Source organism: Flavobacterium sp. 140616W15, assembly GCF_003668995.1.
Lineage (GTDB): Bacteria > Bacteroidota > Bacteroidia > Flavobacteriales > Flavobacteriaceae > Flavobacterium.
On record NZ_CP033068.1, the window covers coordinates 160,168 to 178,280 of the forward strand.

17 protein-coding genes are annotated in these 18,113 nt (G+C 31.7%); 11 read left to right on the forward strand and 6 right to left on the reverse strand.

The window, feature by feature from the left end; translation table 11 throughout:
• The first annotated feature begins 12 nt into the window (after window positions 1–12).
• From EAG11_RS00710 to EAG11_RS00735, 6 genes are all read left to right on the forward strand, one after another.
• On the forward strand, window positions 13–540 hold the full coding sequence (locus tag EAG11_RS00710) for a hypothetical protein (protein ID WP_242499235.1): 528 nt from the start codon (window positions 13–15) through the stop codon (window positions 538–540).
• 226 nt (window positions 541–766) lie between these two features.
• Window positions 767–1,540: a hypothetical protein gene (locus tag EAG11_RS00715; RefSeq protein ID WP_129537433.1), complete on the forward strand. Its 774-nt coding sequence runs from the start codon at window positions 767–769 to the stop codon at window positions 1,538–1,540.
• Window positions 1,541–1,609: 69 nt separating this feature from the next.
• A complete protein-coding gene (locus tag EAG11_RS00720) occupies window positions 1,610–2,359 on the forward strand; it encodes a hypothetical protein (protein ID WP_129537434.1) in 750 nt (249 codons plus the stop codon).
• A 4-nt stretch (window positions 2,360–2,363) separates the two neighbouring features.
• Window positions 2,364–3,062, forward strand: coding sequence for a lipoyl(octanoyl) transferase LipB (lipB, locus tag EAG11_RS00725; protein WP_129537435.1), 699 nt, complete (start codon window positions 2,364–2,366; stop codon window positions 3,060–3,062).
• A gap of 115 nt (window positions 3,063–3,177) precedes the next feature.
• The gene (locus tag EAG11_RS00730; RefSeq protein WP_129537436.1) at window positions 3,178–3,759 is read left to right on the forward strand and encodes a Crp/Fnr family transcriptional regulator; all 582 of its coding nucleotides are present in this window, start codon (window positions 3,178–3,180) and stop codon (window positions 3,757–3,759) included.
• A 59-nt stretch (window positions 3,760–3,818) separates the two neighbouring features.
• Entirely contained in the window at window positions 3,819–4,559 is a 741-nt protein-coding gene (locus tag EAG11_RS00735) for an SDR family oxidoreductase (RefSeq protein ID WP_129537437.1), read from the forward strand.
• 170 nt (window positions 4,560–4,729) lie between these two features.
• Here EAG11_RS00735 and EAG11_RS00740 read toward each other — a convergent pair whose 3' ends face one another.
• The 5 genes from EAG11_RS00740 to EAG11_RS00760 form a co-directional block, all read right to left on the reverse strand.
• Window positions 4,730–5,671 (reverse strand): proline dehydrogenase family protein, encoded by a 942-nt coding sequence (locus EAG11_RS00740; protein WP_164998637.1) that lies wholly within the window; start codon window positions 5,669–5,671, stop codon window positions 4,730–4,732.
• 486 nt (window positions 5,672–6,157) lie between these two features.
• Window positions 6,158–6,952, reverse strand: coding sequence for an AraC family transcriptional regulator (locus EAG11_RS00745; protein ID WP_129537439.1), 795 nt, complete (start codon window positions 6,950–6,952; stop codon window positions 6,158–6,160).
• A gap of 22 nt (window positions 6,953–6,974) precedes the next feature.
• Window positions 6,975–8,105 carry an MBL fold metallo-hydrolase gene (locus EAG11_RS00750; protein ID WP_129537440.1) on the reverse strand — a complete coding sequence of 377 codons (1,131 nt, stop codon included), beginning with the start codon at window positions 8,103–8,105 and terminating at the stop codon, window positions 6,975–6,977.
• Between the two features lie 349 nt (window positions 8,106–8,454).
• Window positions 8,455–9,174 (reverse strand): hypothetical protein, encoded by a 720-nt coding sequence (locus EAG11_RS00755; protein ID WP_129537441.1) that lies wholly within the window; start codon window positions 9,172–9,174, stop codon window positions 8,455–8,457.
• A gap of 105 nt (window positions 9,175–9,279) precedes the next feature.
• Window positions 9,280–9,573 carry a DUF3861 domain-containing protein gene (locus EAG11_RS00760; protein ID WP_129537442.1) on the reverse strand — a complete coding sequence of 98 codons (294 nt, stop codon included), beginning with the start codon at window positions 9,571–9,573 and terminating at the stop codon, window positions 9,280–9,282.
• A gap of 279 nt (window positions 9,574–9,852) precedes the next feature.
• Here EAG11_RS00760 and EAG11_RS00765 point away from each other — a divergent pair, with 279 nt between their 5' ends.
• Together EAG11_RS00765 and EAG11_RS00770 are read left to right on the forward strand one after the other, a co-directional pair.
• Window positions 9,853–10,806, forward strand: coding sequence for a bifunctional helix-turn-helix transcriptional regulator/GNAT family N-acetyltransferase (locus EAG11_RS00765; RefSeq protein ID WP_129537443.1), 954 nt, complete (start codon window positions 9,853–9,855; stop codon window positions 10,804–10,806).
• A 23-nt stretch (window positions 10,807–10,829) separates the two neighbouring features.
• The gene (locus tag EAG11_RS00770) at window positions 10,830–11,777 is read left to right on the forward strand and encodes a ketopantoate reductase family protein (protein ID WP_129537444.1); all 948 of its coding nucleotides are present in this window, start codon (window positions 10,830–10,832) and stop codon (window positions 11,775–11,777) included.
• Between the two features lies 1 nt (window position 11,778).
• Here EAG11_RS00770 and EAG11_RS00775 read toward each other — a convergent pair whose 3' ends face one another.
• Entirely contained in the window at window positions 11,779–12,438 is a 660-nt protein-coding gene (locus tag EAG11_RS00775) for a ribonuclease HII (RefSeq protein WP_129537445.1), read from the reverse strand.
• Between the two features lie 336 nt (window positions 12,439–12,774).
• Here EAG11_RS00775 and EAG11_RS00780 point away from each other — a divergent pair, with 336 nt between their 5' ends.
• The 3 genes from EAG11_RS00780 to EAG11_RS00790 all read left to right on the forward strand — a co-directional run bounded on the left by EAG11_RS00780 (window position 12,775) and on the right by EAG11_RS00790 (window position 18,019).
• Window positions 12,775–15,906: a SusC/RagA family TonB-linked outer membrane protein gene (locus EAG11_RS00780; RefSeq protein ID WP_129537446.1), complete on the forward strand. Its 3,132-nt coding sequence runs from the start codon at window positions 12,775–12,777 to the stop codon at window positions 15,904–15,906.
• 4 nt (window positions 15,907–15,910) lie between these two features.
• Window positions 15,911–17,311, forward strand: a complete 1,401-nt coding sequence (locus EAG11_RS00785; RefSeq protein ID WP_129537447.1) for a RagB/SusD family nutrient uptake outer membrane protein — start codon at window positions 15,911–15,913, stop codon at window positions 17,309–17,311.
• A 465-nt stretch (window positions 17,312–17,776) separates the two neighbouring features.
• A complete protein-coding gene (locus tag EAG11_RS00790; protein WP_129537448.1) occupies window positions 17,777–18,019 on the forward strand; it encodes a hypothetical protein in 243 nt (80 codons plus the stop codon).
• The last annotated feature ends 94 nt before the right edge of the window (window positions 18,020–18,113 follow it).

Below are 18,113 nucleotides of genomic sequence, written 5' to 3' on the forward strand. Positions count from 1 at the left end.
CTTTAAATAAATATGAAAAATTATTCCTGTTTTCTTTTACTCACAATATTTTTTACAAGTTGTCAAGTTACCGAAACAATAAATCTGAGCGAAGATGGAAGTGGAACCATTGAAATAATTCAGCTTAGAGATGAACACAGTTATATGCTTTTGGCGGGAGAAAAGTACTCTAAAGAAGATAAGTTTCAAGATACAACCTATGTTTTTCGAGATTATATTGCAAAATATAACGAAACGTTTTTAAAATACACCCAGCTAGAGCAACAGCTATTTCAAAAATATACAAATGTAAAAGTGCATGTAAGGAAGAGCTCTTTTGACAAGGAATTTAAAACTATTATTACATTTCCTTTTACCAAAATAGATGCTATTCCTAATTTATATAACACAGAAGATTATGCAAGTGATCTTGAGAATAATTATGCGCTTACAGCCGAAAAACATTTTTTTGATGTACAATATAGTTTTGATGGAACAGTTTTTAAAAGGACTTTGAATGTTATAAATGAAGCTGAAATTCAGAAAATAAAAGCCAAATAAAGGATTTTAAATCTAAAACGCATTCTTTAGATCTAACGCTAACTTACACACTTAAATATAATTTTCCTCGTAGGATAAAATCAGTTTCGAATGCTGTAGCAATACTTAGCTCAGATAAAAAATCATTAACACTTACGTTTCAACTTTTAGATTGTTTGCAAGATCCTGCGAGTACTAGTTTAGAAGTTGTTTTAGAATAAATAAAATTAAATATATAAAAAAGGGAATGAAGAAAGTTTTAGTTTGTCTATTGATTGTTTTGGCTTTGTCGAGCTGTACTATGAAAGAAAAAATGGTTATGCATGAAGATGGTTCGGGGAGTTTTTCATACGGATTTGATTTGTCTGGAATATTTAAATTGGGTTTTAAGAGTACCGATTCTACAAAGAATAGTAAAGTAATTGATAGTGTTTTTACTTTCAAAGAAGTTTTTGCAAAAGTAAAAGATAGTGTTGCCAAATTACCAGAGTCTGAAAGACGAAAAATTAAAATGCTTGAAAACTTTAAAGTCAATGTAAAAGCAAATGATGCTGAAAAACAATTGAAGCTTGACATGGAATATAATTTTCAGTCAATAGATAGTCTTAAAAATATGCTTTCGCCTTTAGAGGTTCTTGAAGCAATGCCGAAAATTGGTCCGGGCAAACAGTTAGGTAATTTGAGTGTGCCTGAAAAAGAAAATAAAAAAACAATGTTTTCATATAATTACGATGGAAAGGTTTTTGAGAAAGTGATTTTACTTCCCGAAGGTGCTAAAGCAAAAAAAGAGAAGAAGAAAAAAGAAAAAAATGCAGCTAATGATTTTTCAAAAAAGATGGATGAAATTTTAAAAGAATGTAAATATTCAATTGAATATCAATTTCCAAAAAAGATAAAAACGGTGTCATTAAAAAATGCAATAATCTCAAAAGATAGAAAAAGCTTTATTCTTGAAATTCCGATGAAAGATTTTCCAGATGATGAAGAGAAACTTGGTTTTAAAGTAACATTTGAAAATTAATAGCAACTCTTAAAGACAACAATTCTTTTAAATAGACTTTGTATCTTTGAAGAAAAATATAATCTACATATGAGACTATTAAAATTTCTTAGTTTTTCCTTTTTATTGACAACTTTAACGAGTTGTACTTTTACAGAAAACATCAATATTACAGATAACGGAACGGGTAAATTCTCACTCGAGATGGATGGATCGGCATTGATGGCGATGGCAGGGGAACAATTAGGGAATGAAATGAATGATTCAAAACAAAAGATCGATACCACTTTTTCTTTTAAAGAAATGTTTAAAAATAAGAAAGACAGTATTGCTAAACTTTCTTCAGAAGAGCAAAAAGAACTTAAAAAATTAGAAAATTTTGTGGTTAATATGAAGATGAATACAACAGAAAACCAGTTTTTGTTGAATTTAAATTCTGATTTTAAAAATGTAAACGAATTGCAGGATATGGTGAAAAGCTTGAGTGCAATTCAAAATATTGAAAAAAATAATTCACAAGACAAACTACCTTTTGGCGGGAATTTTAATAATAATAGTACTGTAAGCTTTAATTACGATGGTAAAAAGTTTAACCGAAAAGTTATCTTAAATCCAAAAGAAACAAATAAGCCTGTAGAAGATTCATTAGGAATGAATAAAATGATTTTTGCTTCTTCAACTTATATTTTAAAATACAATTTTCCTAAAAAGGTAAAAAAAGTATCTAATAGTAATGCTGTATTTAGCGAAGACCGTAAAACGATAACTATTGAATACCCTTTTACCGATTATATGGAAAATCCAGCTAAAATGGCGTTAGAGGTAGAGTTTGAAAAATAATACAATGAATAAAAAAATCCAACTTCAAGATTTAGGTCAAAAAGATTATAAATCTACTTGGGAATATCAAGAGGAATTATTTGCAGCTATTGTAGATTTAAAAATAAAAAATAGGAGGGAGGAACTTGATCTGCCAACTCCTAATTATTTTCTTTTTGTCGAACATCCACATGTATATACTTTGGGGAAAAGTGGTGATTTGAGTAACCTACTGTTGTCTGAAAAGCAACTGGAAGCCAAAGGAGCAACTTTTTACAAGATAAACCGTGGTGGCGATATTACGTATCATGGTCCAGGACAAATAGTAGGATATCCTATTCTGGATTTAGAAAATTTCTTTACCGATATTCATAAATACTTGCGATTACTTGAGGAGTCTATTATTCTTACTCTTCAGGAATACGGATTAGAATGTGGCCGAAGCGAAGGCGAAACGGGAGTTTGGTTAGGTGTAGGAACTCCGTTTGCCCGCAAGATTTGTGCGTTGGGAGTACGTGCTTCACGCTGGGTAACGATGCATGGTTTTGCCTTAAATGTAAATGCCGATTTAGGTTATTTTGACAATATTATTCCGTGTGGAATACGTGGTAAAGCCGTCACTTCACTTCAGGTAGAGCTTGGTGTAGAAAAAGTAGATGAAGCTGAAGTAAAAGCTAAAATCCTAAAACATCTGACAGAATTGTTCGAAGCCGAATTTGTTTAAGTAAGCTTTCACAATGTAAAAATAGTATCATAAATGCTGAATAAGATCAATTTTAGAATTGTTTTATTCAGCATTTTGCTTTTATGAATTAGAACACTCTTAAGTAAAATTATGTATGGAGAATAGAGATAAAAAATCAATTTTAAATCGTTTAGCACTTCCTGAAAAAGAGCTAGAGGAGCTATTGGATATTTCTTTTTATAAAGTAATTCAGAAAGGAGATTGTTTTATTAATGCGGGAGAGATACCCCGAAAATTTGCTTTTATTACAAAAGGATTGTTTCGCTATGTTTATATTCATGAAAATGGGAATGAGTTTACAAAAAGTATTATAACAGAAAATAATTTTGTTAGTTCATATTCTGCGATGATTTATAATAGTCCATCCTATTTTTTTATTGAGGCTTTAGAAGAAGTTGAAATTTTAGAAATTAATTATGAAAATTGGTTAGAGTTAAAAGAGAAGAATCCATTTTGGAATATTTTTTTGCTGAAAATAATTGAAAAAGCCTTTTCTGTTAAAGAAAAAAGAGAACGAGAATTGTTGCTTTTGGATGCAGAAAAACGATATGAAATATTTGTAACAGAATTTCCAGATTTAGAAAATCGCATTTCACAACAAATTATAGCTTCATATTTAGGCATTCAGCCAGAATCATTAAGTAGGATTAAGAGAAAATATAAGGGCTTAACATAGATCAATGGAATAGCATAATTGGCAGGCTATTTTTGAAACCTAATTTTAAAACTAAAGTTATGGTAATCTCAAATAGTACTATCGTTATTACTGGAGGCAGTTCTGGCATTGGATTAGAAATGTGTAAGCAGTTTATTAAAAATGGAAATAAGGTAATTACCTGTTCACGGTCTTTAGAAAAACTCAAACTAGCACAAGAAATAGTGCCAGATTTAATCATTTATCCCTGTAATATTGCAAACGAAAAAGAATGTGAGGAATTTATAAAATGGATAAATGATAATCATCCAGAAGTCAATATTTTAATCAATAATGCAGCAATTGTAACCAGAACTACTTTTATTGAAGATGATTTGATTCTGGAAAAGATGGATAATGAAATTGCTACTAATTTTATTGCTCCAATTCGTTTAATAAAACAGTTCTATCCTACATTAATTAAAAACTCTAATCCTAAGATTATAAATGTCACCACAGGATTGGTTTATGTTCCCAGAGGTTTTTATATTTTTTACAATGCCACAAAATCAGCATTGCATTCCTTTACGCAGGTCTTACGATATCAGCTTAACAATAAGCCCATACAAATTATTGAAGTGTTGTTTCCAGTTGTAAATACACCTTGGCATAACGGCAATCCTCCTAAAATTGCAATATCTCCAGAAAAAGCAGTAGCCGAAATGTTAAGAGAAATTGCTTTAAATAGAGATGAAATTAGAATAGGAAAGGTCAAGATTCTTTATTTACTTTCCAGAATTGCTCCCAATTTTGCGTTTAAGAAAATAAATAGTTTGAATTGATTTTTTTAATTTTAAATGACTTTGAGAATTGTGTTTTATCTCGAATATATTTTGCTAAACTAGCATTGCAACGTCTGGATTTGGGTATCAATTTCAGTTTTAGTAATTCTAAAATAAGGAGGATATAAAACAAGAAACAAATCTTTTGTTTCTTGTTTCCATTTGTTGTTTTAGCTTACGATATCATCCAATGCCTGAAATAAATTCAAAGGATATTCGGCTATTCTGTTGCATAAATACAAATACCATTCTTTGCCATATACAAAGTATAGTTTAGTTGAATACCCTTGTTCTTTTAGGTTTCTCAATTGTTCTGTTTGGATTCCGTATAGGCTTTCGAATTCATAAATATCATTACTCGTTTTGTATTTTTTAAGTAACGACACAACTTCTTTCTGGATATAATCATGGTGGGTTGCAATTGCACATCGATGATTTTTTGATAGTAACTGATCAATATAATACAAATAGCGCTCATCTAATGCCGCACCTCTTGGAATTGAAAGGTTAGGAGGAGTGTCAAAAGCTCCTTTTACAATGCGTATTCTTCCGTTTTCTTGAATCAATTCTTTAAAATCGTCTTGAGATCTATGTAAGTAGGCCTGAAGCGTAATTGAAGTATTTTTGTAGGTCTGGGATGCTGTTTTGTAAATATCAATAATAGCGTCTGTTATTTCAACGTTTTCAGCACTTATAGTAACTTCTATATTTTCTTTTTCAGCTTCTTGGCATATAGAGCTCAAATTATTTAAACATAAATCTGGAGATATAGATAATCCAATATGAGATAAGTCTAAAGAAACAGTCGAATCAAGCTTTTGGTTTTTAATTTCTTGTGCTATTCTAATAAACTCTTTGGTAGCTTCATTAGCTTCAATTTCGGTTAGGGTATTTTCACCCATAAATTCCATAGAGCATTTAAAACCTTCCTTGTTTTGTGTTTTAACCTTAAGAATTGTTTCTTCTAATGTTTCTCCGCCTATATACCTGTCTGCTGCTTTTTTTAAAGTTCTGAATAATATTTCGTTAGAGAGTATATGCTCTTTCGCTTTGTTATTCATGGCAGCTCTTCTTAAAGCATTGGCTCCAAGTAGTATTAAATCTTTTTCCATTATTATGTGTTGTTTTATTGTATGTAATATAGGAAAAACTTTATGATAAATAAAATTTAAGGTTAAATTTTAGGAAATTTACCTTATTTTTCGCCTTAAACTTAACCGCAAAGTTTGCAATGCCAATAGTTATCTAGATACGCAAGGAACGCAAAGTTTTTTTAACCTGAAACTTGAAACCTGAAACTTAACCGAAAAGTTCGCAATGTCAATAGCTATCTCGATACGCAAGGAACGCAAAGTTTTTTAACCTGAAACTTGAAACCTGAAACCTAACCGCAAAGTTCGCAATGCCAATAGCTATCTAGATACGCAAGGAACGCAAAGTTTTTTAACTTGAAACTTGAAACCTAACCGCAAAGTTCGCAATGCCAATAGCTATCTAGATACGCAAGGAACGCAAAGTTTTTTAACCTGAAACTTGAAACTTGAAACCTGAAACCAAAAACACATTTACATTTTCTGCTTACTAAGTGATAATTAGGATTATAAATTTCCTTTTATCAGACTTGTAGGATTGTATCCAAATTGTTTTTTAAAAGCAAATGAAAAATGCGAAATGTTCTCGAAGCCCAAATCGAGATAGATATCAGATGGTTTTTTTCTTTCTTTTTCAATTTGAAAATGGGCTTCTTGCAGTCTTTTATGCATTAACCAACGGTTAGGAGTGTCATTAAAAATCTTTTTAAAATCTCTTTTAAAAGAAGATAGACTTCTGCCAGTTAGGTAAGCTAGTCTTTCGAGGCTCACATTAAACTTATAATTTCGGTATATAAATGCTTCTAAATCTAATTTTTCGGGGATACTTTGGTCAAATAAAACATCCGAAATTTCGGGATTGGTTTGTAGTAATATTAATAAAAGCTCTTCTCTTTTTACTTTCGAAAAGGTTTCATCTATAACACCTCCATCATTGTAATACGGCATTAACGAACGCACAAAATTTGGCACTAGAACATCTTTTTTAAGAATAATAAATGCATTCTTAGAGTTCGATTTTACGTTTGTAATGGCGTGATTTTTTTTAAATTCAGTCAAAAAAAACTCATCAAAAATGACTACAACTTTTTCAAATTGCCCATTATCTTTCTGTTTGTTGTATTTAGCCAGATGATTTTTCCTTACAATACAGTAATCTCCCGATTTAATGGTGTGCATTTCATTTCCGTCATAACCTTCAATTTCTCCAGCTGCCAGATACAAGAAGATATGTTCGGGAACAAATTGTTCTGGAGAGATTTCAGGGCCAATATGACAGGATTTTATTTCGGTAATTTTCATCTTGATTTAGATTTAACTAATGCTAATTTACATCTTTCCACCATTCTTTAAAAACTTGGGTACTATCATTTAAATTGACAACTTCTCCAATCATAGGAGTTACCAATGGTAAATGAGCCGCTTTGCTAAGTGTTGATAGTTTTTCTAAAGGCTCATCCCAAGAATGCATGGCTAGTTTAAATTTTGAAGAATGTACAGGAAATACTCTTTTAGCATTTAAATCTTGTGCTGCTTTAAGCACTTGTTCAGGAAGCATATGAATGGCTTCCCAAGCCAGATTATATTGTCCATTTTCTAGAATTGCAAAATCTATCGGTCCGAATTGCTCGCCAATTTTAGCAAAATGGGTATCGTAACCACTATCGCCACCAATGTATATCTTGATATTTGGCGTTTGTAAAACATAAGATAGCCATAGTGTATTGTTTTTAGAGAAACCTCTTCCTGAGAAATGTCTGGCGGGAGTGGTATGTACTTTAAAACCATCTTCGAGAGTAAAGGTTTCGTTCCAGTCTTTTTCGATTATTTTAGCAGTAGGATATCCCCAACGCTCAAAATGTCCGCCAACTCCAAGACCACAAATCACTTTTTTTACTTTCGATTTTAAAGCAATTATCGTTTCATAATCAAGATGATCGTAATGATCGTGGCTAATGAATAAATAATCGATTGTTGGTAAATCATCTACAGTATAGTCATTTGCTCCTTTAAATGCGGTTACAGTTCCTGGTAAAGGCGAAGCATTTCCGCTAAATACAGGATCTACGAGAAAACGTTTTCCGTCTATTTGCATAAAATAAGAGGAATGTCCAAACCAAATTAATAGATCGGTATCTGGCGAAAGGTGATGCAAATCGGTTTTTACTGATGGAATGGATGTAACAGGTTCTCGCCTAGGATGATTCCCAAATAGCTGGTCATAAAGAATACCACCAAAACTATATCCTTTTGTAAGACTTGGTGTGTCATGGGTATTTTGAAATTTCCCATCACTATAATTTTTAGAATTTTTAATTAATTCTAAGCGATTACCTTCAGGTGCTTTACCAAATTTTGGGTGCATCATGTATAAAAAAGTAACCAAGGTTAAAACGGCAAAAATGCTTATTACTGTTATCATAATTCTTTTTGTGATTTTTAAAAATCGTTTCATTCGATTTGTTTTAGTATTGATTTTATGGAATCAAATTCAAGTAAATTATTTATGGTTGCAACACACCTTAAATTAAAACTCCTGTGAACTTCTTAATTGATGGTACAAAATTGCATCAAAATAAGTAGCCTTACTTTGTTTAAAAGTCCAATTTCACTTTGTTCAAAAGTTCATTTTAAGCAGTTAGGAATAAAAAAAGCTAACCGTTTTTAAAGTTAGCTTTTATTAAGAGATAAATGTGTTGATTTTTAGTGGTTTATCTGTTCGTATGGATGACTATGGATTCGTTTTTAATTGTATTAAATTTTGCCACATAATCATAGCCCAGTTTTCCTTTTAACATGCATAATTAAATTTCCCCGCCTTCTGTTAGTTCATCATAAAGTACTTTTTTTATAGAAAAACGCTCTTTTGTATTGTTTTCTGTAATTATATGAATAAAGTGCTCTTTGTTTCGAGATCCGCTAATTGCTTTTTCTAAAATTGTATACTGCTTACAAGATTCGGTGGGAGCTGCATAAAAGTGATTTATAAAACTAGTTGTGGCAGCTGTAAGTAAAAATAGCCCGATAAATAGTCCAAAGTGAACTACATATCTTCTTTTGCTTTCAAAATATACTGATGGATTTCTAACTTTTAAAATGATTGTAATTAAGATAGCCAAAACAACTCCAGAAAAACCAGCTCTCCAAAAAAGCTGTGTTCCGTTTATAGTGTTGTCGATTTTTCTTATTTCAAAAATTAAAAAGACCAAGCTTACAAAAAACAAAGCAGATGAAAAATAATACATAAACTTATCAAATGGTTTGGTGACTTTCTCAAATGCTGTTTTAGGAGGAAAAAAATCATCAATTATTAGTTGCGAAAAGCTTATTATTAATAGTAGATTATACATTCCGATTAAAAAAAATGGAAGAGGAACTAATCTATAAGTTCCCTTATCGTTTCCAAATAAAACAATAGGAATAATACAAAGCGCAATATAGAGAAGTCGTTTATAAAACTCTTTTCTTATTCCAAATAGTTCATTTTTTTTCTTTTTTAAAAAGGGATATTTTCGTTTAATCATTTTGATTTTTGGGGAGGCTTGTTTTTGAGAAATGGGGTAGGCAGAAAAATAATGTTGCTAGCTGTTAAAAGTAGTTATACCCAATAAACTATAGATTATTAGGTATTATTGGCTTTTTAGTTTTTTCATGAATTCTCCAAATGCAGGAAAAAAATCCTCAAAAAGCGGATGCTTTCTATTCTTAAGCATAACTTCGCTAAACAGTTTTAATCCAATAGCAAATTCTGTAGCTTGATTTTCATTCTCAAAAAGATTCTTCTCTTTTATTATATCTATAATTTTAAAAATTTCATCGTGATTTTCAAATTCTAATGATACAGGTTCAGATAAAGGAGTTTCTTCTTTCATTAGAGAAACCTGTTCTAAAGTAAGTTTATATTTATTAGCTCGTTTTGTCATAATTTTAATTTTTTAAGTATCTAAAAACCCTAGATCTACTTGTAAAAGTAGTGCTTAGCTAGATTTTATGGAAGAATAATTTAATCTCTATATTTAGATTGAGAGATTTTTGCAGAACGAAAATACAAATTATTTAGTTTTAAAACCTTGCATTTTCTGAGATTACAGCAATTAACTATTTCGATAAGAAGTGTTGCTAGATTCGTTTTACAGCAATTTTATTTGATGAATAAATTTTTTTATTACATTTACATAACTAGTTATATAATTAATTATAATATGAAGTTTTTTAATAAAGTAGGCAAGATGGCTTTAGGGAGCCGATTGCGTTTAATGAGTACAATGATAACTGATGATGCGGCTAAGATTTATGAGCTTCATGGCATAGATTTTATTCCGAAATGGTTTCCTGTATTTTATTTGCTCTCTGAAGAAAAGGAAATTACTATCACCGAAATAGCCAATGAGATAGGTCATTCACAGCCCTCTGTTAGTAAAATTGTTCAGGAAATGATTGCGGTGGGATTGATTCAGGAAAACGTAAAAACGACCGATAAACGTAAGAATGTTATTGTTTTAACAGAGCAGGGTTTGTTAGTTTTTAATAAACTTAAATTACAATGTGTTGATGTTGAAGCTGCAGTAGAAGATCTTATAGGGGATTCCAATCATAATTTATGGGCAGCTCTGGAAGAATGGGAGTTTTTGCTTGGGCAGAAATCGTTATTTAAGAGAGTCAACGAACAAAAGAAACTGCGTGAGAGTAGAGCAGTGCAGATTGTGGAGTATAATGACGAGTATCAGTCGGTATTTAGAGCACTTAATGAAGAATGGATTTCTTCTTATTTTAAAATGGAAGCAGCAGATTATAAGGCTTTGGATAACCCAAAAGAATATATTCTGGACAATGGAGGTAAGATATTTGTAGCACTTTATGAAAATGAACCAGTAGGTGTTTGTGCCTTGATAAAAATGGATGATCCGGATTATGATTTCGAATTGGCAAAAATGGCTGTTTCGAATAAGTGTCAGGGAAAAAATATTGGTTGGTTACTTGGTCAGGCAGTTACAAATGCGGCAAAAGAGCTAGGAGCATCCAAAATTTATTTGGAAAGTAATACTATTTTAAAACCTGCAATTAATCTCTACCACAAGTTAGGATTTAGCAAAGTTGTAGGGCGCCCGACTCCTTATGAACGTTGTAATATCCAAATGGAACTTCAGTTAAAGTAAATACTGCATAAAGGATTATAATTATGGGACTAATAGCAGAAAATGAATCTGGTTTGCATCAGGTTTTATACATCATTGGCAATGGTGTTATCGCAAAAGCTTTGGCAGTTGCTTTGACTATCAATGGAAGAAAAGTAATAATTCTGAGAGGAAGTATTGACGATCAATCGGTTCACACGGAGAATATCGAAGTAGAAACAGATGGTAATATACTGAATGCCGAGATTACAATTAGTTCAATAAGTAATTATGAATCGGTTAATGGAATTATTTTATTAACGAACAAATCATTCGGAAATGCTGCGCTTGCAGAAAAGCTTAAGGATAAAGTTAAGACTTCGCCAATTGTATTTCTTCAAAATGGACTGCATATCGAAAATAGTTTTGTAGAAAAAGGCTTTACTTCTCTTTACAGATGTGTGTTATTAGCAACAAGCCAATTAGAGTCCAAAAACAGAGTGAGGTTTAAACTTGTTGCTCCATCGCCAGTTGGTATTATCCAGGGATCAGATGAGGTGTTGCAAAGTATAGTAAATATACTCAACACATCGCTTTTTACATTCCGCAGTGAGGATGATATTCAGACCGTAATTTGGAAAAAAGTAATTAGTAATTGTGTTTTTAATTCTATTTGCCCTTTACTAGAAGTCGATAATGGCATTTTCCATCGCAATGAAGTGGCTTTAAAAATTGCAAAAACAGTTATTCTTGAGTGTCTAACGGTTGCGAAGCAATATGGTATTGAACTAACTATGGATGAAGTATTGCAAAATATTATTGCTATAAGCAAAATGTCTGATGGGCAAAAAATATCAACATATCAGGACATACTCAATAAACGGGAAACGGAGATTGATACGCTAAATTTTGCTGTTGTCAAAGCTGCTTTAACAAGAGGTATTGAAGCAGTTCCTGTTACTGTTTTATTAGGTGAAATGATAAAGGTGAAGTCTGATTTATCAAGGAATTAGTCTAAAATATCAACTCCAATTGGTCAGGCAATAATCTAAAAGACATTCGATGGTACTTAGTGGGGCCATATTTTTTTATTGCTTCACGATGCTCCTTAGTTGGGTATCCTTTATTTTTTTTCCAATTGTACATCGGGAACTCTTCGTGAATCTTGTTCATATATTCGTCGCGATAGGTTTTGGCGAGAACAGATGCCGCTGCTATGCTCAAAAATTTTGCATCTCCTTTTATAATACTCTGGTTAGGTATAGATTTTAATAATTCAATTTCTTCTTGTGTGAATTGTTTCCCAGTAGTATTCTTTAATCCCAATTTTGCATTCAGCATTCTGTTACCATCCACAATAATAAATTCAGGAATTTGGGTTAATTTCAAGATACATTCCTGCATTCCTTTCATTGAAGCATTCAGGATGTTAATTTCATCAATTTCATTAGGATGCAAATGGGTAATGGCAAAGGAAATCGCTTGTTCTTCAATTACGGGTTTAAGATTTTCTCTCGCTTTTTCGGATAATTGCTTGCTATCGTTTAGTGTTTTATTCTCAAAATTTGACGGCAAAATTACTGCTGCTGCCGTTACAGGTCCAGCAAGACAGCCACGACCAGCTTCGTCGGTTCCCGATTCTAAATTATATCCTGAAAAATTGAGTTGAAGCATGCTTTATTTTTAATCGCAAAGATTATAATTTTTTCTTGAAATAGGCTACAAAAAAAGAAATTGAAACGTAATAAATGGCTAACAGATTATGAAATAAAATGGTTTTATCGTAAAATATTAAACTTTAACATTTTGTTTCTTGTTAAAATAATTAATTATTATTTGTAAATTTTTTACTATAATTCATTAAAACGCCATATAAGCTTACTTTTTTTGTTGTATTTGCGTTTTTAAATAAAATAAAGTAAGAAAATTATTTTATATTTTTTGATAAAAATTGCTATTGTAGGAATAATTTATCATTTTTGAGGAATTATTAACCAAAAACAATTTAATATGAAGGTAAAATTTACATGGATTTTAACATTATTTACAGCGTTAACCATGCAATTTTCTTTTGCACAAGAGAAAATTATTTCTGGAATTGTTTCAGATGCAATATCAGGTCCAATTCCAGGTGTAAACGTTATTGTTAAGGGAACAAAAACAGGTGTTCAAACGGATTTTGACGGTAAATATTCTGTTAAAGCAAAAACAGGAGATGTGCTTGTGTTTTCTTATATGGGAATGCAAGATATGACGGCAATAGTTGGTAGCTCTTCAGTGATTAATATGAAGATGCAAGAAGATGGGAAAGCGTTGGATGAAGTAGTAGTAATGGGGTATGTTACAAAAACTAAAAGCAATATGACGGGTAGTTCTAAACAGCTTTCTGGTAATGTTTTAAGTGGAATTCCAACAGTTTCTGTTGATCAGGCTTTACAAGGTAAAGTAGTTGGTTTGCAGGTATCAAGTTCTTCTGGGACTCCAGGTTCTGTTCAGGATATTCGTATTAGAGGAACAGGCTCGATTTCTGCAAATAATCAACCTTTATATGTTATTGATGGTGTGCCTGTAATAAGTGGAGATCTATCTGGAGGTAATGATAATAAAACAATTCAGACAACAACGAGTTCAGCTTCGTCAATGTCGGTTTTAGCGACTTTAAATAGTCATGATATAGAAAGTGTAACGGTTTTGAAAGATGCGTCTGCAACTGCAGCTTATGGAGCAAGAGGATCTAATGGTGTAATCGTAATTACAACGAAAAGAGGAAAAGTTGGAAAACCGTCTTATAACTTTAGTAATTCTATTGGTTTTCAGAATAATGCAGTTACAGGCAGAAGACCTCTTACAGGAGATCAAAGAAAAGAATTGTACTTAGATGCAGTTTATAATACTTATGGTGCTTCTAAAGGTTTTGATAGAATGACAGCCGAAAATTGGCTATTGAATACTCCCGAGGGATTAAGTATTGATGCTAGTAAAGCAAGTTTGCAAGATTGGGATGGGGTAAGTCATAACTGGGGAGAGCTATTAAAGAATAAAGATGCCTTAGTTCAGAATACAGATTTTTCTGTATCTGCAGGAGATGAGAAAACGACCTTTAATGCTTCGCTTGGATATAATAAGACAGAAGCTACTGTTAGAGGAGCTGAATTTAGAAGATTTACTGCTACGATAGGAGTTACAAGAAAATTAAGTGAAACACTTAAGTTTAGTACTGCAAACTTTTTTTCTGAAGCTAAGCAAAATGGTATTCTAGAAGGGACAGGAACCTTTAGTAACCCTAATTTGACAAAATATTTTATGAATCCTTGGGTAAATCCTTATAATAGTGATGGTACGTATAATATTGGTACTGGAGCAAATGTTTCAGATATTGGATATTGGACTTCTTTACATAATACTTTTTATACTTTAGCAAATAACGTTAAAACTAATAATTTATTAGGGCTTAGGTCTAATAATACTTTAGACTGGAAAATCTCAAATCATTTCAAGTATAAATCAGTATTTGCAGTAGATTATAATATGAATACTTATCATAATTATAATAATAGACTTCATGGAGATGGAAGGACTCGAAATGGTTCCATAGAACAGAGCATTAGAAGGAATACGAATCTAGTTTCGCAGAATTCGATTAATTACACTTTGAAATTAGATAAGCATAATTTTGATGCAACTGCACTATTTGAGCACCAAAAAAATAAAAATGACCTTGTTGGAGGATACGGTGAGAATATTGCTTCGGATGACTTGATTTATTTGGATGTTGTTTCTAAAAACAAAAGAACGATTGGGAATTTTTCAGATTGGTTAAATGTTTCTTATTTAGGCTTGTTTAATTATAATTATAATAATAAATATGTACTTGATGCTACATATAGGAGAGAAGGATCATCCAAGTTTGCTCCAAAGCATCGTTTTGGTAATTTTTGGTCTGTAGGAGCTGCATGGAATATTAATAATGAAGTGTTTATGCAAGGTTCTGTTTTTAATAATTTAAAACTTAGAACTTCTTATGGAACTTCTGGAAATAGTGGTATAAACGAGAATTCATATCAAAGATTAATTGCATTTGATGCTAGTTATGATGCAGAACCTGTAGCTTATCCATCCACTATAGGTAATGAGTTGTTGACTTGGGAAAAAAATAAAACAATTGATGTAGGTTTAGAATTTGGACTGTTTAAAAATAGGCTTTCGGGAAGTGTATCTTATTACAATAGGGATACGTATGATCTACTACAGAATGTGCCAGTTTCATTAACACAAGGAGTTCCTACAGGAACTAGTGTGATACAATTAATGAATGCAGGTGCAGTTTTAAATCAAGGAATAGAAGTTGAATTGAATGTAGATATTTTCAGAGGAAAAGACTTTAATTGGTCTATCTCAGGTAATTATTCACACAATGATAATGAAGTTAAAAAATTAGCAAAAGATCCAGCAGGAAAAGACATCGAGATTACTACAGGAACTAAAGTTACTAAAGTTGGAGAGTCAATAGGGACATGGAATATGCGCAAATGGGCTGGTGTAGATCCTGCTAATGGATTACCATTGTGGTATGTTAATGGTGTAGACGGAGAAACAACTTCAGTTTACAACAATGCCAAAGTGGCAATGCAAGGAAAATCAGCTCCAGTTTATTCAGGTGGATTCGGTACTCATTTTGATTATAAAGGAATTTATTTAGATGTTTCTTTCTATTTCGCAGGAGGACACAAAGTGTATGAAGATTGGACTAGTTATACTCAAAGTACAGGAGATAATACTTTTGTTTCATTTAACGGTACAGAAAATCTGATGGATAGATGGCAAAAACCAGGTGATATTGTTTCGACTCCTAAGATGGAGCTTGGGGCAGGGAGAAATGCAGCAACTACATCAACAAGATTTTTGTATGATGGAGATTATATAAGAATGAAAGATTTGGTTTTGGGATACAGATTCGGTCCAGAGACGGTTAAGTTTATGAGCCTTGCAGGATTAGATCTATCATTGAGAGGGACAAACTTATTGACTTTTGTGAAAGATGGCAAGATGAAATACGATCCAGAGGTAAGGGCAGATGGGTTTACGAGTCTAGTAAGTCCGCCAGTAAAATCGGTAGTATTTGCAATTAACATAAAATTATAAGAAAATGAGAAAAATAATATACACATCTTTAGCTCTTTTAGGACTTATTTTAAGTTCATGTACAGATGGAGATTTGGATCCTAAACTAAGTATAAACAAACCCAACACAGAGATAAAAACAGTTGGAGATTTAAAAGTTGTACTTGGTGGTGCTTATGATATAATGACCACATATGCTTATTATGGGCGAAATGTAATGGTTTTTGGAGATGTCCGTTCTGATAATGCTTATGCAAATGGTAATTCAGGGCGTTTTAGAACTTCGGCAGCAATGGATATGACAAATGCTGATTCTGATGCAAATGATGCCTTTTTGCGTATGTATGCAGTAATTGCAAATTGTAACATTATTATAGATGCAAATATTGTTGCTGATCCAAATATTGTGGGAAATGAAGCAGAAATTAACTACGTAAAAGGACAGGCTTTAGCCCTACGTGCTTTGGTTCATTATGATTTAGTACGTATGTATGGGCAACAACATGTTGCAGGTGGAGATTTAAATTCTTTGGGTGTAGCTTATGTTAAGCATTTTTTAGATGTAGACGATATGAAGCCCAAAAGAAGTACTGCAGGAGAAGTGAAATCTTTTATTTATTCAGATTTGGATAAAGCTTTATCAATGATGGATAAAGCGTTTGATAAAGGAAATAAAAAGGCAGTTAGAACAACTATGGTTTATGCAATTAAAGCTAGAGTTGCACTATATTTCGGAGATTGGGATATAGCTAAAGTATCCTCTCAGGAAGTTATTAATAATAGTGGAGCGAGAATACTTACAGCAGTAGAATATGCAGAATCTTTTAAAGCAAATCTTCAACCTAATTCTATTTTTGAGTTGGCATTTACTTCAGATGACAACCGTGGTAACGACAGTTTGTTTAGGATATATAATAATACAGCTTATGGTGATATTGTAGTTTTGGAAGACTTAAAAAATCAATTCTCTTCTTCAGATGTTAGAGGGAATATGATTACTATACAAGAAAGATTGCGTTTGAGAAATACAGGCAAGTTTGTAAAAGTTGATATAAATGTTGTTTTGTTTAGATTTGAAGAAATGTTATTGATAAATGCAGAATCTTCTTTTAGACTTAATGCAGCAGATCCACTTGCATTGACAAATTTAAATCTAGTAGCAACAAATCGTAATGCTACACCTTATATGTCGGTGTCAATTGATAATATTCTTTTAGAACGCAGAAAAGAATTATGTTTTGAAGGTTTTAGGTTTGATGATATTGCAAGGACTAAGATGAATATGCCAGTGGTAGATCCTGTTAAACAAACTTATGACGATTTAGGTTTAGAAGGAATCACTTATGGAAGCTCTAGATATGCATTTCCTATTCCATTGAAAGAAATGAATGCAAACGCTAATGCAATTCAAAATAAAGGCTATTGATTTTAGTACTGCTAGGTAGTTTAAGTTATAATTAAATTTAAGATTATTACAAAGTTCTAGAGCCAATAAACTATAAGAACTGTCCAATATTTTGGACAGTTTTTTTAGACACTATCCTAAAAGTGTATAAGCTTAAATTCATCACTGTTATCATTAACGGTTGCTATTGTACAATATGCTGACCGTAGATTTTTATGACCAATACCACAAATTAAATTGACAGAAAACCCTGGATTAGGGACAAACTGTTAGCTTTATTCACTAGTCCAGATATAATAGAATGTCTTAAGAGATAAAACAAAACGAACTTTAATCTTGATAAATTAGAAAAAAGGAAGTCTCAATATCCTGAGATTTCCTCTTTTTTATTATGAATTTAGAATTGGGTTGTGAGTTCTAAAGTAGCTTTTTTTGAAAATTACTTGATAAATAATTATTTGAATTATAACCTTAATAGAATTAATCATGAAAAAAATTATAACCACAAGTCTTTTTCTGTTTTTTATAAATTTCATTAATGGACAAGTTGCAGCAATGTATGATGTAGTAGTTAATGGAAAATTAATTACTAATTGTAGTACAATAGTACTAGGTAATAATAGCTCGGTAGTAGTGAATTTTACATTAAAAGTTACTAAGCCCGCTTATTTTGATGTTTCACCAACAGCAACCTTTAAAGTATATTTAAAAAAAAAGTGGTGTAAGTAATCCCATTCAACTTGATGCTATCATTGTAAATAACTCAGCTTTTGGATCAAAAGGAACTACTTGGGAAGGAAAATTTAGTAAAACAATATCAAAA

Bases quoted from the DNA above. Each gene is read 5' to 3' on its own strand.
- EAG11_RS00710 (WP_242499235.1), top strand. From the start codon at position 13: ATGAAAAATTATTCCTGTTTTCTTTTACTCACAATATTTTTTACAAGT.
- EAG11_RS00715 (WP_129537433.1), top strand. From the start codon at position 767: ATGAAGAAAGTTTTAGTTTGTCTATTGATTGTTTTGGCTTTGTCGAGC.
- EAG11_RS00720 (WP_129537434.1), top strand. From the start codon at position 1,610: ATGAGACTATTAAAATTTCTTAGTTTTTCCTTTTTATTGACAACTTTA.
- lipB (WP_129537435.1), top strand. From the start codon at position 2,364: ATGAATAAAAAAATCCAACTTCAAGATTTAGGTCAAAAAGATTATAAA.
- EAG11_RS00730 (WP_129537436.1), top strand. From the start codon at position 3,178: ATGGAGAATAGAGATAAAAAATCAATTTTAAATCGTTTAGCACTTCCT.
- EAG11_RS00735 (WP_129537437.1), top strand. From the start codon at position 3,819: ATGGTAATCTCAAATAGTACTATCGTTATTACTGGAGGCAGTTCTGGC.
- EAG11_RS00740 (WP_164998637.1), bottom strand. From the start codon at position 5,671: ATGGAAAAAGATTTAATACTACTTGGAGCCAATGCTTTAAGAAGAGCT.
- EAG11_RS00745 (WP_129537439.1), bottom strand. From the start codon at position 6,952: ATGAAAATTACCGAAATAAAATCCTGTCATATTGGCCCTGAAATCTCT.
- EAG11_RS00750 (WP_129537440.1), bottom strand. From the start codon at position 8,105: ATGAAACGATTTTTAAAAATCACAAAAAGAATTATGATAACAGTAATA.
- EAG11_RS00755 (WP_129537441.1), bottom strand. From the start codon at position 9,174: ATGATTAAACGAAAATATCCCTTTTTAAAAAAGAAAAAAAATGAACTA.
- EAG11_RS00760 (WP_129537442.1), bottom strand. From the start codon at position 9,573: ATGACAAAACGAGCTAATAAATATAAACTTACTTTAGAACAGGTTTCT.
- EAG11_RS00765 (WP_129537443.1), top strand. From the start codon at position 9,853: ATGAAGTTTTTTAATAAAGTAGGCAAGATGGCTTTAGGGAGCCGATTG.
- EAG11_RS00770 (WP_129537444.1), top strand. From the start codon at position 10,830: ATGGGACTAATAGCAGAAAATGAATCTGGTTTGCATCAGGTTTTATAC.
- EAG11_RS00775 (WP_129537445.1), bottom strand. From the start codon at position 12,438: ATGCTTCAACTCAATTTTTCAGGATATAATTTAGAATCGGGAACCGAC.
- EAG11_RS00780 (WP_129537446.1), top strand. From the start codon at position 12,775: ATGAAGGTAAAATTTACATGGATTTTAACATTATTTACAGCGTTAACC.
- EAG11_RS00785 (WP_129537447.1), top strand. From the start codon at position 15,911: ATGAGAAAAATAATATACACATCTTTAGCTCTTTTAGGACTTATTTTA.
- EAG11_RS00790 (WP_129537448.1), top strand. From the start codon at position 17,777: ATGAAAAAAATTATAACCACAAGTCTTTTTCTGTTTTTTATAAATTTC.